The following is a 25,498-nucleotide window of genomic DNA, read 5'->3' on the forward strand; positions in this document are numbered from 1 at the left end:
ACAGGTCTCTAGTTGCGGTGTTGTTGCCAACGCTCCTCGAGCTTCCCGAAAATCCGCAGCAGCTTGGCCTTGGGCAGAATCACCTGCTCGGTGGAGCCCTCGCCAATCCGGTCGCCTAGCTCGTTCCAGGCGGTGCAACGGGCATATACGCGGTTGCCTTCGGTGTGGGTGTGTTCTGCTATGATCCGCACCTTCATGCCCGGCAGGGCCGAGGCCAGATGATCCACGCTCACCTTGGAGCCAATGCCCTCCTCGCCCTCTTCCAAAAAGGGCAGGATGATTTTGCGCCCGGCCAGTTCCATGTGCTTGGCCATCCAGTAGGTGGCATAGACCGGGTGCAGCTTGCCCAGTTGGGGGTCGTCGGGATGCTCGAAGTCTACGGTCATCTCGTCGGTGACCACCGTCTCGAAAGTGGCCTGGTAGCCAGGGGGAATGGGTTTCATAGTTTACGCAGGTCGGCCACCCGCTTGAGCTTGCCGCCCTCGCTGCGGGGGGCCGTGCCGGGGTTGATGAGCGAGACCTTGACCGAGATGCCCACATTGTCCTTGATTTTTTTGGCTACCTTTTCGCGCAGCTGGGCCAGGCGGTGGTCAGCCTCTACAACCGCGTCGGAGAGCACCTGCTGGCCTACTTCCCGGAAGAAAGGCTCGGCCACCTCGAGCTTCAGTTCCACCTCGTCCAGGGTGCCCTCGCGGGTGAGCACAATCTGGTAATGTGGCACCACCTCGGGAATCTCCTTGAGCACGGCCTCGATCTGGGTGGGGTAGACGTTCACCCCCCGCACGATCAGCATGTCGTCGGTGCGGCCCCGGATCTGGGCCATGCGGGCGTGGGTGCGCCCCGAGGGGCCCTTTTCGCGGGTGATGAAGGTCAGGTCGCCCGTCCAGTAGCGCAGGATGGGCATGGCTTTCTTGGTCAGGGTGGTCAGTACCAGCACCCCCACCTCACCCTCGGGCAGGGGGTCGCCGGTCTCGGGGTCTACCACCTCGGGGTAGAAGTGGTCTTCCCAGATGTAGCTGAGCCCCTCGCGCTCCTCTACGTCTTCGTTAGCGACCCCTGGCCCGATGATCTCCGAGAGGCCATAGATGTTGGTGGCCTTGACCCCCAGCCCAGCGTCTACGCTCTGGCGGATGGCCTCGGTCCAGGGCTCCGCGCCCAGGATGGCGTACTGCAGGCTGATTTCCTCCGGGCTAACCCCCCGTTTTTTGAACTCCTCGGCCAGGGTTTGGGCATAGGAGGGTGTGCAGGAAATCATCTCGGGCTTGAAGTCCTGGATGAGCATTATCTGGCGGTCGGTCATGCCGCCGGAGATGGGCACCACCACCATGCCCAGCTTTTCGGCGCCGCCATGCAGACCTAGCCCGCCGGTAAAAAGCCCGTAGCCGTAGGCGTTGTGCAGCATCATGCCAGGCCGACCCCCCGCCGCCGCCAGTGAACGGGCCACCACCTCGGAGAACACTTCCAGGTCGCCCCGGGTGTAGCCCACCACGGTGGGTTTGCCGGTGGTGCCGCTGGAAGCGTGGATGCGGGCCAGCTCTGTGCGCGGCACGGCAAACATCCCAAAGGGATAGGTATCGCGCAGGTCTTTCTTTTTGGTGAAGGGGAGCTTATGCAGGTCTTCTACCCCCCGGATATCGCTGGGTTTGAGCCCCCTTTCGTCCAGGGCCTGGCGGTAGAAAGGAACCCGCTCATACACATAGGCCACCTGCTCGCGCAAACGCTGGTTTTGCAGTTCGGTTAGCTTGGGACGGGGAAGGGTCTCGAGTTCTGGTTGAAACATCGGCATAAGCACCTCGAACTAGAGCTTGAGCTTCATGCCCTCGTGGCTGGAGATGAAGCCCAGGCGTTGATAAAAACGATGGGCGTCGCGGCGCGACTTATGGGTGGTGAGCTGCACCAGGGTACAGCCGCGCTGCCGGGCCTGCTCGATGGCCCATTGCATGACCACCCGGCCCAGGCCCTGGTTGCGCAGGCTGTGGTCAATCCGTACCGCTTCGATCTGGGCCCGCCAGGCACCCTGTAGCGACATGCCGGGAATAAAGCTGAGCTGAAAGGTGCCCACGATGCGGCCCGCCTGCTCCACCACCGCCAAAAACTGGTGGGGGTCAGCCTCGATGGCCTCGAAGGCCTGGTAGTAGCGCTCGGGCAGGGGTTGGGTGAGGGCTTCTCGAGTACGTCCCAGCGGGTCGTCGGCCAGGAGCCGGACGATCTCGGGTACGTCATCCCGTCGGGCCCGGCGAATCAGGCCGTGGCCTTCGGGCAAGGGAAAGACCTCGCTCATAGGGCGGTCATCCCTCCATCTACGGCCAGCACCTGCCCGGTCACATAGTCCGAGGCCGGGCTGCACAGGTACAAAGCGGCGGCAGCCAGCTCACCGGTCTGGCCGATGCGGCCCAGTGGGGTGCGCTCCCGCACCAGCTGCTCGGTGCGGGCCAGCAGCTTCTCGGTCATGCGGGTGGGGAAGAACCCCGGCGCCAGGGCATTAACCCGGATGCCAAAAGGCCCCCACTTGACCGCCAGGTCGCGCGTAAGCGCGATGAGCGCGCCCTTGGAGGCCGAGTAAGCGGCGGCGTCCATTACCTCGCTGGGGCTTCCGGCCAGGCCCGCGACCGAGGCGATGTGGAGGATTTTGCCATAGCCTCGAGCCTTCATACCGCGGGCGGCGATCCTCGAGGCCAAAAAAGCCCCGGTGACGTTGATGTCCAGCACCTCGCGGATTTTTTCCACCGGCACTTCCAGCGCGTCCTGGCCCCAGGTCACCCCGGCGGCGTTGACCAAAATGTCCACCGGGCCCACACGGGCAAAGGCGGCCTCGAGGCTCCCTTCATCCTGTACGTTGCCCACCAGGGGGATGGCGTCGGGGATGAGCTTCAGGGCCTCGGCAAAAAAGCTTTCGCGCCGGGCCAGCAAGGCCACTTTGGCCCCGGCCTCCCGTAGCCCATAGGCGATTTCCAGACCCAGGCCCCTCGAGCCCCCGGTCACGAGGGCGGTTTTACCTTGTAGATTAAACTGCTCCAGGATTTTCATATATTCCGATGATACGCCGTAGGCTGCGTTTTCGGGATGAGGTGTCTGATATGACCCCGCCTGAATCGTTGCGTTAGGGACAGGTCGCGGCACCATCGTTTTTCAGGCTGCTGCTACCCGCGCTTCAGGCGGGGGCCCCAGAAGGAGAATAAACCACATTTCTTACTGACAGGAAATCTGCTTAATTTGTTCTTTTTGCTGGGGTTCATTAGACCTGCTCCACCACCATGGCGATGCCCTGGCCCACCCCGATGCACATGGTGGCCAGGCCAAACTGCACCCCACGCTGCTGCATCTCGTGCACCAGGTTGGCCAGGATGCGGGCCCCCGAGCAGCCCAGGGGGTGTCCGATGGCGATGGCCCCACCGTTCACGTTCAGCCGTTCGTCTTCGGCCTCGAGGCCCCACTCCTGTAGCACGGCCAGGCTCTGGGCGGCAAAGGCTTCGTTGAGCTCGATCAGACCAATCTCGTCCAGGGTGAGACCGGCCCGTTGTAGGGCTTTCTGGGTGGCTGGCACTGGCCCGATGCCCATGATGCGGGGCTCTACCCCCGCGACCGCTATGGCACGTACCCGGGCCATAGGCTTTAGTCCGTGGGCTTCGGCATAGGCGCTGGAGGCCAGCAAAACCGCAGCAGCCCCGTCGTTGAGGGAGGAGGAGTTCCCCGCGGTTACGCTGCCCCCGGCCCTAAAGACCGGTTTGAGCTGGGCTAAGGCCTCGAGGCTGGTATCGGCCCGGGGACCTTCGTCGGTTTGTACGAGGGTGGTCTTGCCCTTGCGGTCTTTGACCTCCACCGGCACCATCTGGCGGGCATAGGCCCCGCTCAGCTGGGCCCGGATGGCTTTTTGATGGGAGTGCAGAGCAAACCTGTCCTGGGCCTCGCGGCTAATTTTGTACTGCTCGGCCAGGTTTTCGGCGGTCTCGCCCATGGAGTCGGTTCCGTAAAGCTCCTTCATCCGGGGGTTCACCAGCCGCCAGCCGAGGGTGGTGTCGTAGAGGGTGACGTTGCCGGTGGCGAAGCCCTTTTCGGCTTTGGGCATCACCCAGGGTGCGCGGCTCATGCTTTCCACCCCGCCCCCCAGGTACACCTGACCCTCCCCGGCCCAGATGGCCCGTGCGGCGCTGGCTACGGCGTCCAGCCCGCTCCCGCACAGGCGGTTGATGGTGGAGCCGCCCACGCTGATAGGCAGCCCGGCCAACAACAAGGCCATGCGGGCCACGTTGCGGTTGTCCTCGCCGGCCTGGTTGGCGCAGCCCATGTACACGTCTTCCACGTCGTCGCCGGGGATGCCGGTGCGCTCGAGCAACGCCTTGAGCGGGATGGCGGCGAGGTCGTCGGGGCGCACCGAAGCTAAAGCGCCGCCGTGCTTACCTACGGGGGTTCGAACAGCGTCCAGAATGTAGGCTTCCATCTTGGTCATGTGTTTTACCTTACTGGATTCTTGTGGGCAAGCGCCTTCTGCGAACGGACTAGCGCTCGGCCACGAAGCGAAAGACCGTGCCGGTAAACAGCGCCACCACGCGCTCTTGGTTGCGAATCTCGATGCGGTAGGTGGCGGTGCGCTGGCCCAGGTTTTCTTCGCTGGCGTGGGCTTCTAAGTGTTCACCCGCTTTTACCGCTTTGAAGTACTGCATCTGGGTGGTAAGGGCTACGGCTGGGGTGCCGTGTGAGTTGGAGGCCAGGGCAAAAGCCGCATCGGCCAGGCTGTAGAGAAAACCGCCGTGGCAGTTGCCGTGGATGTTGAGGTGCTCGGGTTTCACCTGGGCCGTCACCACCGCTCGGCCAGGCTCGAGCAACCGGGTCTGTAGGCCCAGTAACTGCATATAGGGGTCGATAGTTGCGCGCATGGTCAGGCTTCGGTTTTGCTGCGGATGCCCAGGTACGACTCAATTACCCGGGGGTCGTGGAGCAGATCCTGGCCGCGGCCCTCCATGACCAGCTCGCCGGCCTCGAGCACATAGCCCCGGTCGGCCAGCTTGAGAGCCATGCGGGCGTTTTGTTCCACCACCAAAATGGGCGTGCCCTGGGCCTTGAGTTCGCCCAGGATATGAAAAATCTCCTGCACGATCAGGGGGGCCAGTCCCAGGCTGGGCTCGTCGAGCAAGAGCAGTTTGGGCCGGGCCATCAGGGCCCGCCCAATGGCCAGCATCTGCTGCTCCCCCCCGGACATGGTGCCGGCCAGCTGTTTGCGGCGCTCTTTCAAGCGAGGGAAGAGGGTATAGACGCGCTCGAGGTCCTCCCGGATGCCCTTTTCGCGCCGCTGGAAGCGGGTAAAGGCCCCCAGCAGCAGGTTGTCTTCCACCTCCATCGAGGCGAACAGCTCGCGTTTTTCGGGTACCATCACCAGGCCCTGGACGGCCAGGGCCTCGGGGCTGCGACGGGTCAAGCTCTGTCCTTGGTAGCGCACCGTTCCGCTGCTGCTGGCCAGACCCAGAATCCCCTTCAGGGTGCTGCTCTTGCCCGCCCCGTTGGGGCCGATCAGCGTGATGGCCTCGCCGGCACCCACCGAAAGCGAGAGGTGGCGCACGGCTTCCACGGCCCCGTAGCGCACGGTCAGGTTCTGCACTTCCAGCACGCTCATGCGGCCTCCCCTAAGTAGGCCTCGATCACCCTGGGGTTCTTCTGCACTTCGGCGGGGGTGCCTTCGGCCAGCTTTTCCCCATAATGCATCACCACCACCCGGTCTACCAGCCCCATCACCAGGTCCATGTCGTGATCCACCAAAAGCACCGTCACGCCTTCATTCACCAACTTGCGAATCAGGGCGGCAAACTGGCGTTTTTCGCCAGCCCTGAGCCCGGCGGCGGGTTCGTCCAGGAGTAGCACCTCGGGCCTCGAGGCCAGCGCCCGGGCAATTTCCAGCAAGCGCAGCTGACCGATGGCCAGCCCCTCGGCTTTCTGGTGGGCAATCTGGGCCAGGCCTACCCGCTCCAGCGCCCGGTAGGCTTCCGCCAAAGCGGCCTCTTCTTCGGCTCTGGATAGCCCAAACATGGAAGCGGCAATGCCGCTTCTGGTACGCGCGTAGGTGCCCAGGGCTGCGTTCTCCAGCACCGTCATCTCGGGGAAGAGGTGGGGGTGCTGGAAGGTACGGGCGATGCCGAGCCGGTGTACCTCGTAGGGCGTGCGGCTGGAGATGGTCTGGCCCCTAAACCGCACCGTGCCCTTGCTGGGCGCATAGACCGAGGTAATCATGTTAAAGCAGGTGGACTTGCCCGCCCCGTTGGGGCCAATCAGGGCCAGAATCTCGCCCCGGCGAAGCTGAAAGCTCATGCCATTGACGGCCAGCAGGCCGCCGAAACTTTTACTTAAGTTGTCCACCTCGAGCAGCACCTCACCCGGCTGGCCCGAAGCGACCCGAGCGGGAAGACCACTACCGCTTGGGTTTTGTGGTCTTGCGCGAGGCAAGTAACGCTCCAAGAAAGGCCACAGCCCCTTGGGGGCGAACATCAGGATCAGCACCAGGATCAGGCCATAGGCAATGATTTCATAATTGCCGGTGCGCCCAAAGATGCGCGGCAGCAGGCCCTTGAGCACTTCCTCGAGGCCCGTCACCAGCCCCGCACCTAGGATGACCCCCGGAATGCTACCCACCCCCCCGGCCACCGCGGCAATCAGGTATTTGATGGAGGCATCCAGGCTAAACGGTGTGGGGTTGATGAACTTCTGGTAGTGCACGTAAAGCCAGCCCGCCACACCGGCGTAAATGGCCGAGAGCACGAACACCTGTAGCTTGAGTACCGCCGGATTGACGCCAAAACTGGCCGCGGCGATGGCGTCGCCCTTGGAAGCCCGCATGGCCCGCCCAGTTCGACTGTTGGTCAGGTTCCAGGCCACCCAGGCGCCCAGCAGCACAAAAGACCAGGCCAGATAGAAGTAGCTTCTGCTGTCGTTCAAGCTCCAACTAAACACAGAAATGCTTGGAACCCCGCGCAAACCGGTGTGCCCTCCAGTAAGGCCGATCCAGCTCCCCATGACAATATAGAGGGCCATACACCAGGCAATGGTGGAGAGGGGTAGATAGTGCCCCTTGAGGCGGGCTGTAATGCCCCCCAGCACCACCGCACCCAGCACCGCAACCAGCACCCCTAGCGGCAGGGTCAGCCAGGGGTTCCAACCCTGGCCGATGGTCAGAAGGGCGCTGGCGTATGCAGACAACCCCATAAAGGCAGCCTGACCAAAGCTGGTCATGCCCGAAAGGCCCGTTAGCAGATAAAGCCCCAGGGCCACCAGTGCGCCAAAAGCAATGTAGTTGCCCACGGTCAGGTAAAACGAGGTGGCGGGCAGCAACAGCGGTAACAGCAGCAAGATGACAACTGCCGCCAGGGTGAAGGGGGATACCCTAAAGTTCATCACTCCTCCTCCCCAATTTCGTGGCTCTGCAGGCTGCGCCACAGGAGAATGGGCAATAGCAGGGCAAAAACGATGGCGTCTTTGTAGGCGCTGGCCTGGAACGAGGCCCAGGACTCCATGGCGCCCACCAGCAGGGCCCCCACCACGGCCAGCGGGTAGCTGACAAGGCCACCTAGAATGCCGGCCACAAAGCCTTTGAGGCCCAGCAGGAAACCCTGAAAGTAGGCGGGGGAGATCAGGGGTGCTAGCAGCATGCCGCTGATGCAGGCGATGAGGGTAGCAATACCAAAAGAAACATAGCCGGCCTGGCTGGGGCTAATGCCCAGAAGTCTGGCCCCATAGCGGTTTACAGCGCAGGCCCGCAAGGCCTTGCCATAGATGCTCTTGGTAAAAAACAAGTACAGGCCTGCCATGGTAAGAAAGGCAAAGCCATAGACCAGAAAAGCCTGGTTGTTGACCGGCACCAGCCCGATGGTGGTCTGGCCCTGGAGGATGGCAGGCAGGCGGAACTGCTCAGGGCCAAAAAACACCAGCCCCAACCCCATATAGGCAAAGTGCAGGCCTACCGCAATAATCAGATACGTGAGCACGCTTGCATTTTTGGCGGGCTCGAAAAAGAGCCGGTAAGAGGCTGGGCCAATGGGCAGCACCACCAGGATGGCAAAAAGCCAGCCCAACCACATCGGTACCCCCTGGGCACCCCACCAGGCTACGCCCAGGACCCCCAGCGCGCCCAGGGCCAGCAAGCCCGCACGTCTGAGATTTGTTCGGTCTAAAATTGCCCACCACAAGAGCATGGCTGTGGCCAACCAGGCCGTGCCGGGTATCTGGCCTTCCAGGCTGAGCCCGCTTACCTCGCTGGGTAGAAACCATACGTAGGTCAGGGGCGCAAAGACCAAAAACTCGCCCAGTGGAACCATGATTACCCGGGTAACGGCAAAAACCAGCACCAGTGACAGCCCTAGTAGGGCGTAGATAGTGCCGTTTTGTAGGGCATCGGCGGTAAGGAAAGAGAAGATGGTCCAATCCATAAGAAAAGAGCTGGGGGGGAGGGGGTGGGGGAGCTAACTCCCCCCGATTTGTTAAAACCCCTGCCCCCGGCCCGCTACCTGAAGGTTCGCAGAAGCTTCCACTCGAGCTTGCCAGCTGGGTTCTTCACGATCTCAACCATGACCGCAGCCTCGTTGAAGCGCAGGCCCAGGTGGTCGGTGGGGGACATATTGAAGAGGCCGTGGGTGCCTACCACATTGCGGGTGGCCTCGAGCTCATCCCGCAGCGCCCGGCGGAAAGCGGCCAGGTTGCTAGGCTGCTCGCGCCGCAAGGCCCGCTCGAGGGCCGGGCGCAGAATGGCCCAGGCGTCGTAGGCGTGGCCGCCAAAGGTGGAGTAGCTGCCGATGCCAAAGCGGGCCTCATACTGCTGCACATAGCTGGTGGCCACCTGCCGGTTGGGGAAGTCGGGGGGGAGTTGGTCGAAGACCAGCACTGGGCCTGCTGGCAGGCGGGTACCCACCACCACGTCGCCGCCTACCCGCAAAAAGTCGGGGTTGGCCACGCCATGGGTCTGGTAGATGAGGCCCCTATAGCCGCGCTCGCGCAGGGTGCGCTGGGGCAGTACCGGCGCAGTGCCCGAGCCGCCGATCAAGACCGCATCAGGGTTGCGGGCCAGGATGCGCAGCACCTGTCCAGCCACCGAGGTATCGGTACGGGCAAACCGCTCGGAGGCCACCACCTGGATGCCGGCCTCACGAGCGGCTGCCTCGAAGGCCCGGGCCCAGCCCTCGCCGTAGGCATCATTGAAGCCGATGTAGGCCGCCGTCTTGACCCCGGAAGCGGCCATGTCCCGCACGATGGGCTGGCTCATCTGCTGCTCGGTCTGGGGGGTTTTGAACACCCAGCGACGCTTCTCATCCACTGGGAAGACAATCTCGAGGTTGGCCGCCAGAGAGATTTTGGGCACACCCGCCTCGGCTACGGGGTCAATCATCCCCAGGCTGGCGGGGGTGGTGGTGGTGCCGATGATGGCCAGCACCTGGTCTTCTTGAATCAGACGACGGGTGGCGCGTACAGCCTGGGTGGTATCGGAAGCATCGTCAATAATCACAAACTGCACTGGGCGCCCTGCCACCCCGCCGCGGCGGTTGACCTGCTCTTCCAGCAACACCAGGGTGTTGCGCTCGGGGATGCCTAGGCTGGCTGCAGGGCCGGTGGCAGAGACCACCACCCCGATCTTGAGTGGTGCCTGCTGGGCCAGGCCCAGCCCCAGTCCAAGTGCCAGAAGTCCTACCAAAACTTGCTTCATACTGCCTCCTCTTCGCGGGTTTGCAAATCTCCCTTGGTGTAAGGAACCAAGGATAGATTTCCGAAATTTTCCAGACCTGCGGCCACCATGCGCCGCAACAGGGGGTGCGGGCGGTAGCGATCCTCGCCCAGCTCGGCCTGGAGGCCTTCCAGGGCCCGCAGCACCGGCTTGAGCCAGAGCTGTTCGGCCCACTCCAGGGGCCCCAGCGGGTAGCCCGTGCCCAGCCGCATGGCGCGGTTCAGGTCGGGCGGACTGGCTACCCCTTCGGCTATTGCCGACAGGGCCTCGTTGATGAGCAGGGCCAGGATACGGAAGGCTACCCCGCCAGGCTGGTCGGGTAGTATCAGGGTGTTGTACCCGTGGGCTGCGAAATAGCTCTGGGCCAGCTTTAGGGCCTCGTTGCCACCACTTAAGGGCGCATACAACTCGACCACGGTCGCTGGGCTGATGGGCGGCACCAGGCTAAACCCGGCCACCGGGCGCCCCCGGAACTCGGCCTGCACCGCGCTGGCGGAGTGTCCCCAGACCAGCGAGACTACCGGCAGGTTCTCGAAAAAATCGTGCTTGCGCTCGAGCTTGACCCGGCAGTCCAGCACGAACTGGGCCTCAGCCACATTTTCGGTGTGCTTGAAGCGTGCCCGAAGCTCCTGGGCTACTGGATTGGGGCCAATGATGAGGGGGAGGGGGATATCCTTGGTTTGCGCTTTAGGCGGGGTGGGCGGTGGTGGCGGCCCCGGTGGGTAGATGTACCAGCCCTGACCGGTCTTGCGCCCCAGCAGGCCCGCAGCTACCCGCTGGTACTGCAAGGGATGAGGACGGTAGCGGGGTTCGCCATAGAAGGCCTGGTAGACCGAGGTGGAGGCAGCGTAGTTGATATCCAGCCCGATTAAATCCATTAGCTCGAAGGGGCCCATGGGAAAGCCCATGCCCTTCAGAATCCAGTCGATGTGCTCTTTGGCAAGGCCCTCGCCGTAGAGCCTCAGGGCCTCGCCGTAGAAAGGCCGGGCCACCCGGTTGACCAGAAAACCTGGGGAATCCGCTACCTGCACAGGTTCCTTGCCCCAGCTTTGCATCAGGGTCTGCATGCGCTTTAGCAAGCCGGGGTCGGTCTCTAGGCCGCCCACCACCTCGACCAGCTTCATGCGCTGGGCGGGGTTGAAAAAGTGTAGCCCGAGCACACGGGCGGGGTGCTTGACCCTGGACGCAATGGCTGAAACCGAAAAGGTAGAGGTGTTGGTGGCCAGGATGTTGCTCTCGTTGAGTTCACCCAGTTTGCCCAACAGTTCTTGCTTGAGCTCGAGCTTCTCCGGTGCCGCTTCGATGACCAGCCCGGCCTGGGCGCAATCCTCGAGCGAAGCGGTGGTCTGGATGCGGGCTAGAATTTCTTCTATGCCCGTCAAGCGCCCCCGTTCATGCTGCTTTTGCAGGTCGGCGCGAATCTCCCGCAGGGCCTGCTCGAGGGCTTGCGGGTAGGGGTCGTAGAGCCAGACCGCATGACCGGCCACAGCGGCCACCTCGGCGATGCCCCGGCCCATGGTGCCAGCCCCCAAAATCGCCACAGTTTCCTTCACCAAGCCTCCCTATACCAAACAAACACTCGTTTGTTTACCTTTGCGTTGGGTGTCAGTCTAAAGGCAGGTTTTCCTGCTGTCAAGAATGTTGAATAGGGCCGCTGCTCAACCGTTTGGATGTTCTGGGGCCAGCCTTTTGGTGAAGGCAGGCGCAGAAGTGGTGGGCCCCCAGGCAAAGCGCCGGGGGGAGCACCCAAGCCCGGCGGCCTGGCCTCGAGGCATCCTTCGGGTAGGGTTTATATGACGTGCTGGGGCAGCCCCTCGAGCTCCGATTCCTGGGGCGGTACCCAGCCTCCCCCGAAGGCCTCCAGCAGCGAGGCTTCCAGAAACCAGCTTTTGGGGGTCTTGGCGCCCCACAGGGTCTGGCGGCGGGGGTCGTTGAGGCTCCAACGGATGGGTTCGAAGTCGGGGTCTACGGTGCTGTAGTCGGAGGTGTATAGCTCGATGCGGTGGCCGTCGGGGTCGCGCAGGTACAGGAAGAAAGCGTTGGAAACGCCATGACGACCCGGGCCGCGCTCGATGGCCTCGGTCTGTCTGGCACCGGCCAGGATGTCGCAGGCTTTGATGATGCTCATGGTATCGGGCATCCAGTAGGCAAGATGGTGCAGCCGGGGGCCGGTGCCGTTGGTGAGGGCCAGGTCGTGGACGTTGCCCTTGCGGTGAATCCAGGCCGCCCAGATTCTGCCGTCGTCGCCTTCGGTGTACTCCGACATGCGGAAGGCCAGTTTGTCCATGTACCAGCGGGTCATGGCCTCGACCCAAGGGGTCATCACGTTGATGTGGTCAATGCGCTGGAGGCCGGGACCTTTGTGCAGGTCGTAGCGTTGCAAAAGCCAGGGGTATTTCTGGCTCTCGGCGTAGAAGGCCACCGGTACGCCAAAGGGGTCTTGCAGGCGCAACATCTTGGGCCGGTCTTGCTCCTGCTCCCAGCGGTGGGGCAGGCCCAGGGCTTCGGCCAGCTCGACCAATAGCTGCAAATCCAGTTCGCCGGCCACCCGGTAGCCCAGGTGCTTGATGCCGGGTTCTGGGGCCAGCTCGAGCTTAAGGGTCCACTCGCGGTCCTCGGTGCCGCGCAGGTATAAGGCCCCCTGGCTTTCGTGGAGCACGTTCAGGCCCAGCAAATCCACGTAGAAGTGGCGCGAACGCTCGAGGTCGGTCACGTAAAAAACCCCGTGGCCGATGCGGATTATATTGGGAACCTGGGTCATAAAGTTTCACCTCTCTAAGTGCTCTGGTAACTTAATGCCTGGGATGGATTTAGCTCCTCTAATGTCTGGGAGTTGATTTGAGCGCCTCATTTGGGGGACTTCATTGCACATCACCTTTTAACTCACCAGACTACTAAGGCAGTTGCCGGTAGCTTCGGTTCCAGTACACCAACGGCTTGCTTTCCTCGCCCAGGGCTACTTTTTCGACCTCACCCACCACAATCTTGTGAGTGCCCCCCGGATAGACCGCCCAGGTTCGGCAGAAGAGGGTAGCCAGAGCCCCCTCGAGGGCCGGGGGATCCTCGTTGGTCAGGGGCTGGTAACCCTCGATGACTCGCCCGGCAAAATGGTCTGAGATGTGCTCGTGACCCTCGGGCAGGAAGTTTACGGAAAACTGTCCTGCTTGTTCCAGGACGGGCCAGAGCTGGGCGGTTTGGTTGACGCAGACCAGGACTAAAGGGGGCTCGAGGCTCACGCTGGTAAAACTGCTGGCGGTCATGCCTCGAGCCTCCCCCTGAAAGCGGGCGGCGATCACCGTAACCCCGCTGGGCCACAGGCGCATGACCTGACGGAAGGCCTCGGAAAGGGTGGGTTGGGTAGCTTCCATAGCGTTTCACTGGTTGTAGGCGTTAGTCACTCGCGACGACCTCTGGCTGGGCCTGGTTTTGCCAGCCTAGATACGCCCGGATGCGCTGTTTGTAAGGCTCCTTGTCGTAGACCGAGTAAAGGGTCTGGTACATGCGCACCGGGTCGCCGAAGAAGAAGCGCTCGTAGAGGGTCTGGCGTGCGCCGAAGCCGCTCATGGTCATGTCCCAGGCCAGCCGGAAGAGCTGTACCCGCTCGCGTGCGGGCAGGGTGGCCGACTGCAAGAACTTTTCCAGGTGTGGCCCGACGGGCGAGTCAAAGTCGGCCTCGGAGGGTAGGGTGATCATTCCGGAAGCACCAATCTGCTGAACAATCTCGTTGATGCGCGGGTAGAGCCGGGGATAGAGGTTGCGGGCCCCATCAATGGCCCCGCGGTCGGGGCAGAATAGGCCGTATTTGTTGGGTTTTGCGTCCCGCTCGGCCCTGGCCCAGAAACCCTTCATGGCCTCGAGGTACACGATCACCTCGGCGATTTTTTCCTGCACGTGGGGGAAGGTATCGGCCCCGATGGTCTCGCCTATGAGCGAGACCAGACCCAAAAAGGCCTCGGTCTTGGCGTTTTTGAGCACCACCACCTGGTGGGCCATGTGCATCAGGGCCCCGGTCTCGGCATAGGCGGTGTTGCAGCGCTGTAGGTCTTTGTAGATGAAGACCCGCTCCCACGGTACAAATACGTCGTCAAACACCGTCAGGCAGTCCATCTCCTCCAGCCGGCTGCTCAAGGGGTAGTCGAAGCTCGAGTCCCCCACGGCCATGCTCTCGCGGCTGATGAAATGGAGGCCGGGGGTGTTGGTAGGGATGGCGAAGGCGATGGCATACTTGTCGGCCCCCGGGCCTTCCTTAAGGAGGGTGGAGGGGAAGACCAGCAGTTCGTCGGCGGTGGGCAGGGTAGAAAGCATCCGGGCCCCCCGCACCACGATGCCTTTTTCGTTCTCGCTCACTACCCCCAGGGGGATGTAGGGGTCGGGCTGCTCGAGGTTGCTTTTGGCCCGGTTGACCTGGGGGTTGGTGAGGCAGTGGGTGGTGGCGAGGTCCTTTTCGCGCACGTGCTGCACGTAGCGCCGCACGTTGTCGGCATAGGGGCCAAAAAACTCGGCGCTCTCTTGGAAGGCCATCAACACGGCGTTGAGGTAGTCCGGGCTGCGGCCCATCATGCCCAGGTGGGCGTCGGCCCAGAGCTTGTAGGCCGCGCTGCGCCGGGCCAGGTCTTCTTTGCTTTTGGCCGGCAGCAGGCTCATGGCGTAGCGCTGACCATTCTGCTCATAGGTCAGGGTATCGCGGTAGCGCGGGTCGTGCTGCATGTCGTACATCTGCGCCAGCGCGTGGACAATGCCCCTAAAGACCGGGTGGGCGGTGGGGTCTTCGACCTTCTGGCCTTTGTACCAGAGGTTGGGCGGGTTTTCCTTCAGGGCCTGTAGGTATTCCTTGCCGGTTCTAGCCATGGCTGCCTCCTTTACCTGCCAAATTTGGGAATCGGATGCTCGATGAGCGGCACCGCGATATGCTTCAGCTCGGTGTAGAACTCCAGGCTGTGCTCGCCGCCCTCGCGGTGGGTTCCGCTCATCTTGACCCCGCCGAAGGGGGTGGGCAGGTGCCGCACGTTGTGCGAGTTAATCCAGGTCATGCCCGCTTCCAGGTGCAAGGCCATGCGGTGGGCCCGCGCCACGTCCCGGGTCCAGACGTAAGAGGCCAGGCCATATTTGGAGTCGTTGGCTTTTTGCAGCGCGTCGGCTTCGTCCTTGAAGGGGATGACGGTCAGAATGGGGCCAAAAATCTCTTCCTGGGCGATGCGGTGGTGGTTTTCCGCCACAAACAGGCCAGGCCGAACGTAGTTGCCCTCGGTGCCTACCCGCTCGCCGCCGAAGATGTGCTGGGACTCCTGCTTGCCAATCTCCACATAGCCCAGCACGCGCTTTAGGTGCTCGGGGTGAATAAGGGGCCCCACCTCGGTCTCAGGGTCAAGGGGGTGTCCCACCCTGACCCTGGCGGCCCGCTCGGCCAGGCGACTTACAAAAGCCTCAAAGATGCTTTCCTGCACCAGCGCGCGGGAGTTAGCGGTGCAGCGCTCGCCGTTGAAGCTGTAAATCTGGAACACCGTGGCGTCCAGGGCCCGCTCGAGGTCGGCGTCTTCGAAGATGATGGCGGGGGACTTGCCCCCGAGCTCGAGGGAAAGCCGCTTGAGGTGCTCTGCACTGTTTCGCGTAATGATGCTGCCGGTGGTGGTCTCGCCGGTGAAGGCAATCAGGGGAATATCCGGGTGCCGCACCACGGCATCGCCGGCCTCCTCGCCGAAGCCCTGCACCACATTGAACACCCCTGGGGGCAGGTCGGCTTCCTGAATAATTTCGGCCAGCTTCCAGGCGGTGAGGGGCGACCACTCGGCGGGCTTCAAGACCACCGTGTTGCCAAAGGCCAGGGCCGGGGCAATGCGCCAGGTGGAGAGCATCATGGGGGCATTCCAGGGGGTGATGATGCCGCAAACCCCCACCGGAACCCGGATGCTGTAATTGAGCCACTCGCCGTCCACCGGGTAGCTTCGCCCGTCCATTGAGCGCTCGGCGTACTCGGCATAAAAGCTAAAGTTCTCGGCGGCCCGGGCCACCTGGGCCCGCACAATCCGCAGGGCCTGCCCGGCGTCCAGGCACTCCATCACGGCCAGTTCGTCGCCGTGTTTCTCCAGCACCTCGGCGATCTTCAAGAGGTACTTCTTGCGGGCTTTGGCGCTTAGCCTCCACTTGGCGAAAGCGGCCTTGGCGGCCTTAGCAGCCTTGTCCACGTCCTCGGCGTGGCCTTTGTAGGCCCTGGCCAGCACCTGGTTGTTGGAGGGCTCGAGGCTTTCGAACAACTCGCCCCGCACCCCCGCCACAAACTTTCCGCTGATAAAGTGCATCACCGTACTTTTGGCAATTTTCTGCCGTACCAGAGCGATGAACTCCGGTCTGATGGCTTGGGCTTTCTCGAAAGCTTTCACGTTTACTCCCCAACGGCTTCACCTGGTTGTGAAAGGCCTTGCACAAAAGCTGCGTAGAACGCCCTGCAAATTGCGAATTGGTAGGCTTTGGCAAAGGTTTCGGTGCTCATAGTTGTACCTGATACAATGAGGTTATGGCTGTGGTGCTGCCTGACCTGGTTGCCAAGCGCGAGGCGATTCTCGAGCTTGCACGTAAGCATGGCGCTTCAGAGGTACGCGTTATTGGGTCGGTGGCACGTGGAGAGGCTGACGAGCGCAGCGATATCGATTTTCTAGTTCGTCTCGAGTCGGGCCGAAGCCTTTGGGATTTGGGCGGATTAATTGCTGACCTCGAGGATTTACTGGGTTGTAAAGTAGATGTCGTGCCAGAGGACTGGCTACGCCCACAAGTGCGAGAGCGAGCATTAGAAGATGCAAGACCGATATGAGGGATGATCGTCTGCGGTATCAGGATGTACTGGATGCAGTTGGTCAGATTCGCAAATATGCCTCGGTCAGTCAAGAGACCTTTTTTGCCGATGAGATGCTGCAGGTCTGGGTGATTCACCATTTGCAAATCGTGGGCGAAGCCTTGGCCGGCTTGTCTGAGATGGAACGTGCCAACAATGAGAGCTGGGCCAGGCCGGTTATTGCTACCCGCAACGTGCTGGTGCACCGATACTTTAAGGTGAAGCCGGAAGTGATCTGGAACATTGTCAAGAATCACCTTGACGACCTCGAGGCTCAAGTTCGGGCCGCGATGGCCAAGCTGCCACCAGAATAGACTCATAACACTAAACTCCTATCGCCCTCTTCAGAGATTAGTGGCTCGGCTTCCTCGGTCTCCCACTCGATGGGGTTTTCCAGCGCGCCCAGCCCCTCGATTTCCATCCGCATCACGTCGCCTGGATGTACCTGGGAGATGCCCTTGGGGGTCCCGGTCAGGAGGACGTCGCCTGGCTCCAGGGTCATGAAGCGGCTGATAAACTCGATGATCTCCGGAATCGAGAAAATCATGCCCTGGGTGCTGGCCTCCTGGCGCAGCTCATTGTTGACGTAAGCCCGCATCTTCAGGTTGTGGGGTTCGGGAACCTCGTCGGCGGTAACGTAATAAGGCCCCAGCGGGCCAAAGGTATCCCAGCCCTTGCCCCGGATGGGCGGGCGGAAGGTGTTGGTGACGTAGTCCCGCACCACCAGGTCGTTGGCGATGGTGTAGCCGCCCACGTAGTCCAGGGCGTCTTTGGCCTTAACCCGGCGGGCATGGCGCCCCATAATCACGGCCAGCTCGCACTCGAAGTGCATGAAGCGGGCCCCCTGGGGGTAGATCACCGTGCCCTTATGGGGCAGCAGGCTGGTGTTGGGCTTCCAGAACAAAGCCGGTTCGCTGGGGCGCTTGAGGCCAAATTCGTCGGCGTGCTCGGCAAAGTTGAGCGCCAGGGCCATCACTTTTCCGGGCTGTACCGGTAGCAGCCACTGTACCGCCTCGGGGTGGTGGGCTTCACCGGCATGGTCTACCAGCATGCCGTCCTGCAAACGCCCTTGCAGAAGGCGGCCTTGGGAGAGAAAACGGGCGAGTTTCATAGTGTGCTAGACATACTGCTTTCCAGAGGGGTCGGGAAGCACGGGCGGGTGTCCTTCCTTGGCAGGAATCAGGCCATACGACTCGGCCATGCGGCGCAACCGGGCCTCGATCTCGGGGGTGGTGGGGCCCAGGGGTTCGCGCCACTCCTTCTGGCACAGGCCCATCCAGGACAACACGGTTTTGAGGGGGATGGGGTTGGTGTCCCAGAAGACTGCGTCGTTGGCCTCGAGGCCGTAGTAGTGGAGCTCGAGGGCCTCCTTATAGCGGCCCTCCAGGGTGAGCTGGCACATCTGAGCGGTTTCCTTGGGCAGCCAGTTGGCCGTAGCGGCGATGGTCCCCACCGCCCCCACGCACATCATGGGGAAGGTCAGGGCCTCGAGGCCGCAGTACACGCTAAAGTCCCGCCCCACCCGGCGCAAAAGCTCCGAAACATACTCCACGTCCTTGGAGGAGTGCTTGAGGCCCACTACGTTTTTGAAATCCCGCCGCAGGCGGGCCACTGTCTCGACCTTGATCTCGATGCCGGCCCGGCCCGGAATGTTGTAGAGCACGATGGGCATCTGGGGCACGGCCTGGGCCACCTGACCAAAAAAGCGGTAGAGCCCTTCCTGGTTGGGCTTGATGTAGTAGGGGGTGATGACCAACGCACCCTGCGCCCCCATCTTGTAGGCTGCGGTGGTGATGTCCAGGGTCTCGTCGAGGCGCAGGGTTCCGGTGCCAGCCAAGAGGGGTACGCGCCCCCGGATGAAGCGCAGCGCCAGCTCAATCAGGTACTTGCGCTCCTCCACGCTCAAAGTACCGGGCTCGCCGGTGGTACCGCCCACGCTCAGGGCGTGGGAGCCGGCCTCAATCTGCCGCTCGATGAGCCGCTCGAACGCGGCCTCGTCGATTACACCGTTTCTAAACGGTGTTACCAGGGGTACGATGCTGCCTTTGAACTCGACCATTGCACTCCTTTATGGATATGTAGCCCAGGTTGCTTACTGCCCGACTTCAGATAGTTAATATGTTAAGTAAAACTATAGCATAGTTTGCAAGCCCCGGTACACCGGTACAATTGTCCCTTCCAACGATTATGGCCACGATTCTTCCCCCAGACCCCTCCACCCGACTGCTGCGCGACCTCACACACTCGCTGCCGATGGCCCTGTTGCGTACCCGCGAGGCGGTGGTGCAGCGCTTTCGCTCCGTGCTCAGCCGCCACGGTCTGACCGAGCAACAGTGGCGCATCCTGCGGGCGCTGGATGGGCGCGATGGACTCGAGGTATCCCTCCTGGCCGAGCAATGCCGGATTCTACTGCCCAGCATGACCGGCATTTTGAAGCGTATGGAAAGCCGGGGTCTGGTTCGGCGGGATGCCAACCAGGCCGATGGTCGCAGCACGCTGGTGCGCCTTACCGAGGCATCGCAGGCCCTGGTAGAGGGGATCAAGCCCGAGGTGGTAGAGGTTTATAAAGAGATCGAGCGCATCCTGGGTAAACGCAAGCTCGAGCAGCTCTACGCCCTGCTGGAAAAGCTCGAGGCGGGTCTGCTCGAGGGCCAGCGCTAACTGCGGCCCCTAAGACTGTGAAGTGAAGGCCAAGAGCCAGGCTTCATCGCGTGGCGGCTGGAACTCTCCCTTTAGCATGCCAAACAGGTGCACATCCTCTTTGATGCCCTGCCGGGTTTCGTGCTGGCGCAAAACCCCTTCCCGCTTGAAGCCCAGTTTCTCTACCAGGCCCAGCATCCGGCTGTTGGAGCTGTGGACTTCGGCGGTGATGCGCTCCAGGCCCAGCTCGCTAAAGCCGTGCTCGAGCATCTGTAAGCCAGCAGCATACCCCACCCCCTGCCCCCGGTGGGTTTCGTCGCCGATGGCAATACGCAGGCGGGCCCGTTTTTCCAAGGGGTTGAGTTCGCGCAGATCCACAAACCCCACCAGATGGCCTTCGGGGTGCTCGGGGGTCGCGACCACGATGCCCTTGCGCACCAGGTCTACGGGGGGGTTGTTGAGCAGCCGCACGAACCAGTCCTGCAACTGTTCGGCGGGGAGACCCACCGGCCAGCCGTTGGCCAGGCAAAAAGCCTCGTCGCGGCTCCACTCGAGCACACGCGGCAGGTCGCTCATGACCAGGGGGCGCAGGTGCACTTCTAGCATAGTTCCTCTACCTTACACTGCCCGGCGTCGTTCTAGGGTGAACCTTACCAGTATTTACGCCAAGTCCCGTGGTTTTATGTTGAGGTTACGCCAATTCTAGCTTTTTAGAAACGCCACCCGAAAGCGGCTTTGACCTTTGGCCCAGCCCGCGCTAGGCTTGAGGGGTTGTGTCGCGACCTCGAGTCCTGTTGCGCTTACACCAAGCCGAGAAGGCCTATGGCGAGCGGGTTTTGTTCAAAAAGGCCGATTTCTGGCTGACCTCGCTCGAGCGGGCGGCCCTGGTGGGGCCTAACGGGGCGGGGAAGAGCACCCTGTTTCAAATCCTGAGCGGGGGTCAGCCCCTGGATCAGGGGCGGTTACTGCGTCTGTCGGATGTGCGGGTGTTCTACCTGCCCCAGGACTTTCGCCCCCCTGCGGGAACCGTCTATGGCCTGGCTTATGCCACAACCCCTTTGCACCGGGCCGAACTGGAACTTCAGCACACGCCACCCGAATACGCGGGCGAGGCCTGGAGCCGTATCCGGGAGCTGTCTTTCTGGAAAGGCCGGGTGGCCCGTACCCTGGCCGAGTTTGGCCTTAGCGAACTGTGGGATCAATCCACCGAAAAGCTATCTGGCGGCGAGGCGGTGCGGCTGGGCCTGGCCATGGCCTTTCTCTCCGGGGCCGAGGTGCTATTGCTTGACGAGCCAACCACCCACCTGGACTTGCGTATGCGGTTGCGCCTGGAAGAGCTGCTGCTGGCCTATCCTGGGGCCGTAGGGCTGATTTCCCACGACCGGGCCCTCTTGCGCCGGGTGGCTTCCACGGTCTACCACCTGGAGGCCGGTCAGCTGCTTCGCTTGCCGGGCGGCTACCGGGCCTATCTGCAGGAGCGCGAGCGTATCCGGCGAACCCTGGAAAAAGCCCGCTACGAGGCAGAAAAAGAGCGCGAACGGCTGCTGCAAGTGCTGCCCGACCAGAGGCGTCCCGGTGTGGATCGTCGCAAGAGCGAAAAGGCGGTGTTGCAAACCCGGGCCGAGCGCATACAAGTACCCGAGCCGCTTCCCCCCGAGCGCCGCTGGAGCCTGGAAATGGCCGCCGAGGGAACCCCCAGACTGGTGCTCGAGGCCAGAGGATTGACGAAATCGTATCCGAGCCGCGGGGTGGTGATCCGCCAGGCCACCCTGCGCATCTTCCGGGGCGACCGGATCGCCTTAGTAGGGGCCAACGGGGCGGGCAAGACCACCCTGCTACGCTTGCTGCTTTCCCGAGAATTCCCGGATGCAGGAGAGCGGACGCTGGGCTATGGGGTGAGCACCGCCTACCTCGATCAGCTCTACCACGGCCTGGAGCCCGACCTTCCGCTTTTTGAGCAGTTTGCCGCGCGATTTGGCGAGGCGCGCGCGGCGGCCTTGCTGGGCCGCATGGGCTTCAGGCCGCCTCACTGGCACGACATACCCCGAAGTTTTTCTGGGGGCGAGCGGGCCAGGGCCGGCCTGGCCTTGCTGGGGGCTTTGCGGATCGGTTTGCTGGTGATGGACGAGCCCACCAACCATATCGAGCTCGAGCTCCTAGAGGCCCTCGAGCGGGCCCTGGCCGACTACCCCGGTACGCTGGTTTTTGTCTCCCATGACCGGGAGCTCGTCCAAAAAGTAGCCACCCGCTTCTGGGGCCTCGAGGACGGGGTGCTGGTGGAGTACCCCACCTACACCGAGGCCGAGGCGGCCATGCTGGGCAAGCCCGCTGTGCGGCTAAACCCCTTCGGCGAGATGGCCCTGGAAGAAGAGCCGCCCATCGAGGAACAGGACCTCGAGCAAGCGCGCGTGGCTTTGATGGAGCGCCTTTATGAGCCTGGCCTGACCGAGCGCACCCGCGCTCGGCTGCGCGCCGACCTGCTGGCGCTGGAAGAGATCCTCTTTCAGCAGTATGCCCGCGACTATTTTCGGCCCTACCCCTACCGCCACCGTGCACGGCAGGAGGGCCTGGAGGTGTTTGCCGAGGAAGAGTTGGGTCTGTGGCAGTTTTGGAGCCGCGAAGAGGTCTGCTGGGGCCAGCTTTCCCAGGGCGTGCTGCTGCTGGAAGACCTGCCCAGCCCTAGGCTCTTACGGTCGGTGTTACGGATAGCCTTTGAGCTCGAGGACATCCAGGTGGTGCGTGTGGGCCGTCGGAGCTTTGGCCGGAGTGGCTACCTGAAGCAGTGGGCCGAACAGGGCTCGCCTGTTCCGAATAAGCCGAGCCCAGCAAACAAGCTGCGCACTCCTCGCAGAAGGCGGAAGGGCCACAAGCCCTAGCTCTGCGCTTCGCGCACCTGACGTTTGATGCGGGTCAGCACAGCCTGCAAACCTCTGAGCCGCAGGGGGGTGATGATCTCCTCAAGCCGGGCCAGGGTATAGAAGTCCTCCGGCACGCCCAGCACGGCCTCGGGGCTTTCGCCCTCCAGCCCTTCGGCCAGCAGCCCAGCAAAAGCCCGCACGGTGGGGGCTTCTTTGGGGGCGTCAAAAAACAGGTGCACCTGGTTGTCCTTTAGCTCGGCGTGTACAAAAAAGGGTGTGGTGCACTCGTGCACCTGCTCGAGCTTGCCCTGCATCCCTTCCGGCAAGGAGGGCATCTTCTTAGCAAACTCCAGCAGCATCTCGGTTTTGATGACCTTCGGGACACTTCCCAGCATCTGCACGACGCTTTGAAGTTTGGGGGGCAACTGCGCCAGGCGCTCTTCAGCAGTCATAGGTATCAGGCTATCGGATGGGGGATAAAGGGTCTAGGGTTTTGTGCACGAAGCAGGGGTTATACGCTCTGCTGCACCAGCTTGAACAAATCCCGGCCCAGGTCGGCATAGTTGCGCACGTGCCCGGCCTGGCTGCCATAAGCCAGGTATAGGACACGGTGAATGGCGGCGGCAGCCTCCTCAGCGGAATGTACAAGAGCGAGCTGCTCTACCACCTCGGCCACCACCGGCCCATATAACTGCTCGAGCGGGGCCAGCTCCCCTAAGCCCAGGGGGTCGTAGATTTGCAGATAGGTCTGAACCTGCGCGGCCAAGTCTGGCATGGCTGGATACCTCTGACCCTATGGTGCGGGGCTGACGGAAAAGTTGGCGCTCTCGCCCAGCGCCATGTTGAACTTGCCCCCAGGAACCACAGGGGGATCGGCGGCGATGTTGCTGCTGGCAGCATAAACTTCCACCCCGTATTGGTCGCTAGGATTCAAGTTCAGGCTGCTAAAGGTGGTGCTGAGCGAGGTCACCCTGGCACTGGCGACCACGGCGTTGGTGGTGCGGTTGACCAGCCGCACCAAAAACCCGCTGGCCCCCAAAACCGCGTTCCAGGAGGCCGTTACCGACTTGGTGGTGGGATTAGGGACGATGCTTACGGTGGGCTGCGCTAAAGTGCTGTTGGCGTCTACATTCACCGAGACCTGTTCGGTCTGGCCGTCAATAACTGCAGAAATCATATAGGTTCCGCTGGTTAGGGTTTGAGCGGCATTCCATCCCATCTCCCACCAGACCCCCGAGGGGGTGCGGGCTGAGGCGCTTTGCAGGGTGATGCTCTCGCTGTAACCGCCTGGACCGCTTACATTTACGGTGATGCTCGTAGGCTGCTGCTGGGGCCGTAGAACCAGCACATACGAGCGCCCCGTGGTAGCGGCTTGGTAGGTTCCGATAGAGGCCTGAAGCTTAGCCTGGGGGGCGCTCGAGCACCCGCTCAATAAACCCAACGCTGTGATTCCGGCGAGCAGATAATGTTTCACGCGACACCTCGAGCTCGTAGACTAAAACATTATTGTGAGAGCTGCCAAACAATGCGCTCACATCGTGGGAAATCTCTGGCGATCAATCCAGGAAGTCCCGCAGCTTGCGGGTGCGCGACTCGTGGTATTTGAGCTTGCGCAGGGCCTTGTTTTCAATCTGGCGGATGCGCTCGCGGGTCACGCCGAAGTAGGCACCCACCTCTTCCAGGGTGTGCTCGCGCCCGTCAATCAGGCCTTTGCGTAGCTTCAAGACCATAGCCTCGCGCTCGGAGAGCTTGCCCAGGGCTTTTTCCAGCTCTTCCGAGAGCATGCTCTGGGCGGCGGAGTCTACCGGCGAGGCCATGTGCTCGTCGGGGATGAAGTCGCCGTAGAAGCTGTCTTTTTCGTCGCCGATGGGGGTTTCCAGGCTTACCGGCTCCTGGGCAATCTTGAAGGTTTCCTCCACCTTTTTGGCGTCCCAGCCGGGCCCCATGGCTTCGGCAATTTCTTCGTAGGCCGGTTCGCGGCCCAGTTCCTGCTGCATCTGGCGGGCGGTGCGGGTCAGCTTGTTGATGGTCTCCACCATGTGCACCGGGATGCGGATGGTGCGGGCCTGGTCGGCGATGGCCCGGTTGATGGCCTGCCGAATCCACCAGGTGGCATAGGTGGAAAACTTGAAGCGGCGCTTGAATTCGAACTTCTCCACTGCCCGGATCAGGCCCTGGTTGCCTTCCTGGATCAAATCGAGAAAGCTAAGGCCACGACCGGTGTATTTCTTGGCGATGCTCACCACCAGCCGCAGGTTGGCTTCGATGAGGTGCTGGCGGCAAATTTCCCCGTCCCGTGCAATGTGCAAATAGCGCTTGGCCTCGCGGGGTAACGCCCGCAAGCGGGCATCCACTGCCGCTACGGTTTCGGGGTCGATGCGCAACTCGGTGCCGGGAATGTTGGTGACGCGGCTGCTGCCCTGCACCTGGCTACGCAGCACATGCCGAATCAACTCGGCGTCCAGACCTGTTTCCTCGGCCAGACGTTGCGCAGCCGCCACCCCCTCCTCGACCCGGCGGGCCAGGTCAATCTCTTCTTCCAGGGTCAGCAAGGGCACCTGGCCAATCTCGTGCAGGTACTGCCGAACGGGGTCGGAAGTCGAGATGCGGGGGAGGGGGAGGTCTTCCTCGATCTCCTCCTCGGCCTCCTCGATGGGCAGGGTGCCGAGTTCAAAGTCTGGCTCGAGGATCTCGATGTCCTCGAGGTCGGCCTCGAGAATCTCCTCGGCGATCTCGTCGTCGGCAAGAGCAACTGCTGCCAGAGCGCCCACTTTGGGGGTCGGCGCAACCAGATCGTCGAGGTCGGGCCCGACCTCCAGGTCTTCTACCTCGACAATTGCCAGATCGGGGGCCTCGAGTTCATCGGCGCCAATGGCCAGCTCCTCATCCAGCTGAACCTCGTCGTGCTCCAGGATCGCAGCACCTTTGGCCTGGGCCTTTGAACTCGCTGCGCTCTGGGCCTTGGGCTTGGAGTCTGCTGGCTTCTTGGCAGGCTCTTTGCGCTTCGGCTCGCCTGCCCGCTTAGCCTCGGGCTGGGCTGACTCGGTTTTTCCCATGCTTTTTTTAGCCTTGGCGGCTTTTCCCCCGGTTTCGGGCTTATTGGAGGTTGCGGTCGGTTTGCTGGTGGGCTGCGACGACTTTTTAGACATAGATTTGGTAGCAGGTGGGGTAGGTGCCTTTTCTGGAAGGGTTTTGGCCGATGAACCGCTGGCTTTATCGGACTTTGGGGCAGGCTGGGCTTGTGTCTTGGGGGGTTTGGCCTGGCTTTTGCTGGTAGCGGCCTTGCTTTTTGAGGATGCAACAGATTTGTCTTTGCTTTTATCTGCCTTTTGGGCCTGGGTAACCCGGGAAGCGCTTTTCTCCCTGGGCGCAGGGGACGCGCTCGGTTCTAGAGGGGTCTTGCTGCTTGCGGCATTTTTTCTTTTGCTCAAGCTGTTCACCTCCCAGTGAAGGGCCCTAAGCCCCCGGCAATGCCGGTAC

27 protein-coding genes are annotated in these 25,498 nt (G+C 62.2%); 5 read left to right on the forward strand and 22 right to left on the reverse strand.

Annotation, left to right across the window (positions count from 1 at the left end):
• Positions 1–8: 8 nt before the first annotated feature.
• The 15 genes from Q355_RS0108290 to hpaE form a co-directional block, all read right to left on the reverse strand.
• Positions 9–443 carry a thioesterase family protein gene (locus Q355_RS0108290; RefSeq protein ID WP_027877374.1) on the reverse strand — a complete coding sequence of 145 codons (435 nt, stop codon included), beginning with the start codon at positions 441–443 and terminating at the stop codon, positions 9–11.
• Positions 440–1,780 carry a phenylacetate--CoA ligase family protein gene (locus Q355_RS0108295; protein WP_027877375.1) on the reverse strand — a complete coding sequence of 447 codons (1,341 nt, stop codon included), beginning with the start codon at positions 1,778–1,780 and terminating at the stop codon, positions 440–442. The genes Q355_RS0108290 and Q355_RS0108295 overlap by 4 nt, the downstream gene beginning before the upstream one ends.
• Positions 1,781–1,798: 18 nt before the next feature.
• A complete protein-coding gene (locus Q355_RS0108300; RefSeq protein ID WP_051529357.1) occupies positions 1,799–2,281 on the reverse strand; it encodes a GNAT family N-acetyltransferase in 483 nt (160 codons plus the stop codon).
• Positions 2,278–3,027 carry an SDR family oxidoreductase gene (locus tag Q355_RS0108305; protein WP_027877377.1) on the reverse strand — a complete coding sequence of 250 codons (750 nt, stop codon included), beginning with the start codon at positions 3,025–3,027 and terminating at the stop codon, positions 2,278–2,280. Before Q355_RS0108305 ends, Q355_RS0108300 begins: the two co-directional genes overlap by 4 nt.
• Before the next feature lie 208 nt (positions 3,028–3,235).
• Complete coding sequence (locus Q355_RS0108310) at positions 3,236–4,438, reverse strand: 3-oxoadipyl-CoA thiolase (RefSeq protein ID WP_425411857.1); 1,203 nt, start codon at positions 4,436–4,438, stop codon at positions 3,236–3,238.
• Between the two features lie 58 nt (positions 4,439–4,496).
• Positions 4,497–4,874, reverse strand: coding sequence for a hydroxyphenylacetyl-CoA thioesterase PaaI (paaI, locus tag Q355_RS0108315; protein WP_027877379.1), 378 nt, complete (start codon positions 4,872–4,874; stop codon positions 4,497–4,499).
• A 2-nt stretch (positions 4,875–4,876) separates the two neighbouring features.
• Positions 4,877–5,608, reverse strand: coding sequence for an ABC transporter ATP-binding protein (locus Q355_RS0108320; RefSeq protein ID WP_027877380.1), 732 nt, complete (start codon positions 5,606–5,608; stop codon positions 4,877–4,879).
• Complete coding sequence (locus Q355_RS0108325) at positions 5,605–7,377, reverse strand: branched-chain amino acid ABC transporter ATP-binding protein/permease (protein ID WP_051529358.1); 1,773 nt, start codon at positions 7,375–7,377, stop codon at positions 5,605–5,607. The genes Q355_RS0108320 and Q355_RS0108325 overlap by 4 nt, the downstream gene beginning before the upstream one ends.
• A complete protein-coding gene (locus Q355_RS0108330) occupies positions 7,377–8,408 on the reverse strand; it encodes a branched-chain amino acid ABC transporter permease (RefSeq protein ID WP_027877382.1) in 1,032 nt (343 codons plus the stop codon). Before Q355_RS0108330 ends, Q355_RS0108325 begins: the two co-directional genes overlap by 1 nt.
• 74 nt (positions 8,409–8,482) lie before the next feature.
• On the reverse strand, positions 8,483–9,676 hold the full coding sequence (locus Q355_RS0108335; RefSeq protein WP_027877383.1) for an ABC transporter substrate-binding protein: 1,194 nt from the start codon (positions 9,674–9,676) through the stop codon (positions 8,483–8,485).
• Positions 9,673–11,247, reverse strand: a complete 1,575-nt coding sequence (locus Q355_RS0108340) for a 3-hydroxyacyl-CoA dehydrogenase NAD-binding domain-containing protein (RefSeq protein WP_027877384.1) — start codon at positions 11,245–11,247, stop codon at positions 9,673–9,675. Before Q355_RS0108340 ends, Q355_RS0108335 begins: the two co-directional genes overlap by 4 nt.
• Before the next feature lie 236 nt (positions 11,248–11,483).
• Positions 11,484–12,455 (reverse strand): 3,4-dihydroxyphenylacetate 2,3-dioxygenase, encoded by a 972-nt coding sequence (gene hpaD / locus Q355_RS0108345; protein WP_027877385.1) that lies wholly within the window; start codon positions 12,453–12,455, stop codon positions 11,484–11,486.
• A 133-nt stretch (positions 12,456–12,588) separates the two neighbouring features.
• Entirely contained in the window at positions 12,589–13,062 is a 474-nt protein-coding gene (gene hpaC, locus Q355_RS0108350) for a 4-hydroxyphenylacetate 3-monooxygenase reductase subunit (RefSeq protein ID WP_027877386.1), read from the reverse strand.
• Between the two features lie 22 nt (positions 13,063–13,084).
• The gene (gene hpaB, locus Q355_RS0108355; protein ID WP_027877387.1) at positions 13,085–14,542 is read right to left on the reverse strand and encodes a 4-hydroxyphenylacetate 3-monooxygenase, oxygenase component; all 1,458 of its coding nucleotides are present in this window, start codon (positions 14,540–14,542) and stop codon (positions 13,085–13,087) included.
• An 11-nt stretch (positions 14,543–14,553) separates the two neighbouring features.
• Complete coding sequence (hpaE, locus tag Q355_RS0108360; RefSeq protein WP_027877388.1) at positions 14,554–16,071, reverse strand: 5-carboxymethyl-2-hydroxymuconate semialdehyde dehydrogenase; 1,518 nt, start codon at positions 16,069–16,071, stop codon at positions 14,554–14,556.
• Positions 16,072–16,205: 134 nt separating this feature from the next.
• Between hpaE and Q355_RS0108370 the strand changes: the two genes are divergently transcribed.
• Together Q355_RS0108370 and Q355_RS0108375 are read left to right on the forward strand one after the other, a co-directional pair.
• On the forward strand, positions 16,206–16,499 hold the full coding sequence (locus Q355_RS0108370) for a nucleotidyltransferase family protein (protein WP_084496086.1): 294 nt from the start codon (positions 16,206–16,208) through the stop codon (positions 16,497–16,499).
• Positions 16,496–16,834 carry a HepT-like ribonuclease domain-containing protein gene (locus Q355_RS0108375; protein WP_027877390.1) on the forward strand — a complete coding sequence of 113 codons (339 nt, stop codon included), beginning with the start codon at positions 16,496–16,498 and terminating at the stop codon, positions 16,832–16,834. The genes Q355_RS0108370 and Q355_RS0108375 overlap by 4 nt, the downstream gene beginning before the upstream one ends.
• Before the next feature lie 2 nt (positions 16,835–16,836).
• On the opposite strand, the gene Q355_RS0108380 is transcribed toward Q355_RS0108375, so the two are convergent.
• Together Q355_RS0108380 and hpaI are read right to left on the reverse strand one after the other, a co-directional pair.
• Positions 16,837–17,631, reverse strand: a complete 795-nt coding sequence (locus Q355_RS0108380) for a fumarylacetoacetate hydrolase family protein (RefSeq protein WP_027877391.1) — start codon at positions 17,629–17,631, stop codon at positions 16,837–16,839.
• A gap of 6 nt (positions 17,632–17,637) precedes the next feature.
• Positions 17,638–18,579, reverse strand: coding sequence for a 2,4-dihydroxyhept-2-ene-1,7-dioic acid aldolase (gene hpaI, locus Q355_RS0108385; RefSeq protein ID WP_027877392.1), 942 nt, complete (start codon positions 18,577–18,579; stop codon positions 17,638–17,640).
• 128 nt (positions 18,580–18,707) lie between these two features.
• Here hpaI and hpaR point away from each other — a divergent pair, with 128 nt between their 5' ends.
• Positions 18,708–19,181, forward strand: coding sequence for a homoprotocatechuate degradation operon regulator HpaR (hpaR, locus tag Q355_RS0108390; protein ID WP_051529359.1), 474 nt, complete (start codon positions 18,708–18,710; stop codon positions 19,179–19,181).
• Positions 19,182–19,190: 9 nt separating this feature from the next.
• Here the strand turns inward: hpaR and Q355_RS15625 are convergent, their stop codons facing one another.
• Entirely contained in the window at positions 19,191–19,766 is a 576-nt protein-coding gene (locus Q355_RS15625; RefSeq protein ID WP_051529360.1) for a GNAT family N-acetyltransferase, read from the reverse strand.
• Positions 19,767–19,933: 167 nt separating this feature from the next.
• Between Q355_RS15625 and Q355_RS15630 the strand changes: the two genes are divergently transcribed.
• A complete protein-coding gene (locus Q355_RS15630) occupies positions 19,934–22,036 on the forward strand; it encodes an ABC-F family ATP-binding cassette domain-containing protein (protein ID WP_084496087.1) in 2,103 nt (700 codons plus the stop codon).
• Here the strand turns inward: Q355_RS15630 and Q355_RS0108405 are convergent.
• The 4 genes from Q355_RS0108405 to rpoD all read right to left on the reverse strand — a co-directional run bounded on the left by Q355_RS0108405 (position 22,033) and on the right by rpoD (position 25,167).
• A complete protein-coding gene (locus tag Q355_RS0108405) occupies positions 22,033–22,470 on the reverse strand; it encodes a SufE family protein (RefSeq protein WP_027877394.1) in 438 nt (145 codons plus the stop codon). The two genes, Q355_RS15630 and Q355_RS0108405, sit on opposite strands and share 4 nt — an antisense overlap.
• 59 nt (positions 22,471–22,529) lie before the next feature.
• The gene (locus tag Q355_RS0108410) at positions 22,530–22,793 is read right to left on the reverse strand and encodes a hypothetical protein (protein WP_027877395.1); all 264 of its coding nucleotides are present in this window, start codon (positions 22,791–22,793) and stop codon (positions 22,530–22,532) included.
• 18 nt (positions 22,794–22,811) lie between these two features.
• Positions 22,812–23,492 carry a hypothetical protein gene (locus Q355_RS0108415; protein WP_027877396.1) on the reverse strand — a complete coding sequence of 227 codons (681 nt, stop codon included), beginning with the start codon at positions 23,490–23,492 and terminating at the stop codon, positions 22,812–22,814.
• Positions 23,493–23,574: 82 nt separating this feature from the next.
• The gene (rpoD, locus tag Q355_RS0108420; RefSeq protein ID WP_027877397.1) at positions 23,575–25,167 is read right to left on the reverse strand and encodes an RNA polymerase sigma factor RpoD; all 1,593 of its coding nucleotides are present in this window, start codon (positions 25,165–25,167) and stop codon (positions 23,575–23,577) included.
• Between rpoD and Q355_RS0108425 the strand changes: the two genes are divergently transcribed.
• Complete coding sequence (locus Q355_RS0108425) at positions 25,073–25,468, forward strand: hypothetical protein (RefSeq protein ID WP_169735539.1); 396 nt, start codon at positions 25,073–25,075, stop codon at positions 25,466–25,468. The two genes, rpoD and Q355_RS0108425, sit on opposite strands and share 95 nt — an antisense overlap.
• Positions 25,469–25,498: the final 30 nt, after the last annotated feature.

Source organism: Meiothermus cerbereus DSM 11376 (assembly GCF_000620065.1).
In the GTDB taxonomy this organism is placed as follows: domain Bacteria; phylum Deinococcota; class Deinococci; order Deinococcales; family Thermaceae; genus Meiothermus; species Meiothermus cerbereus.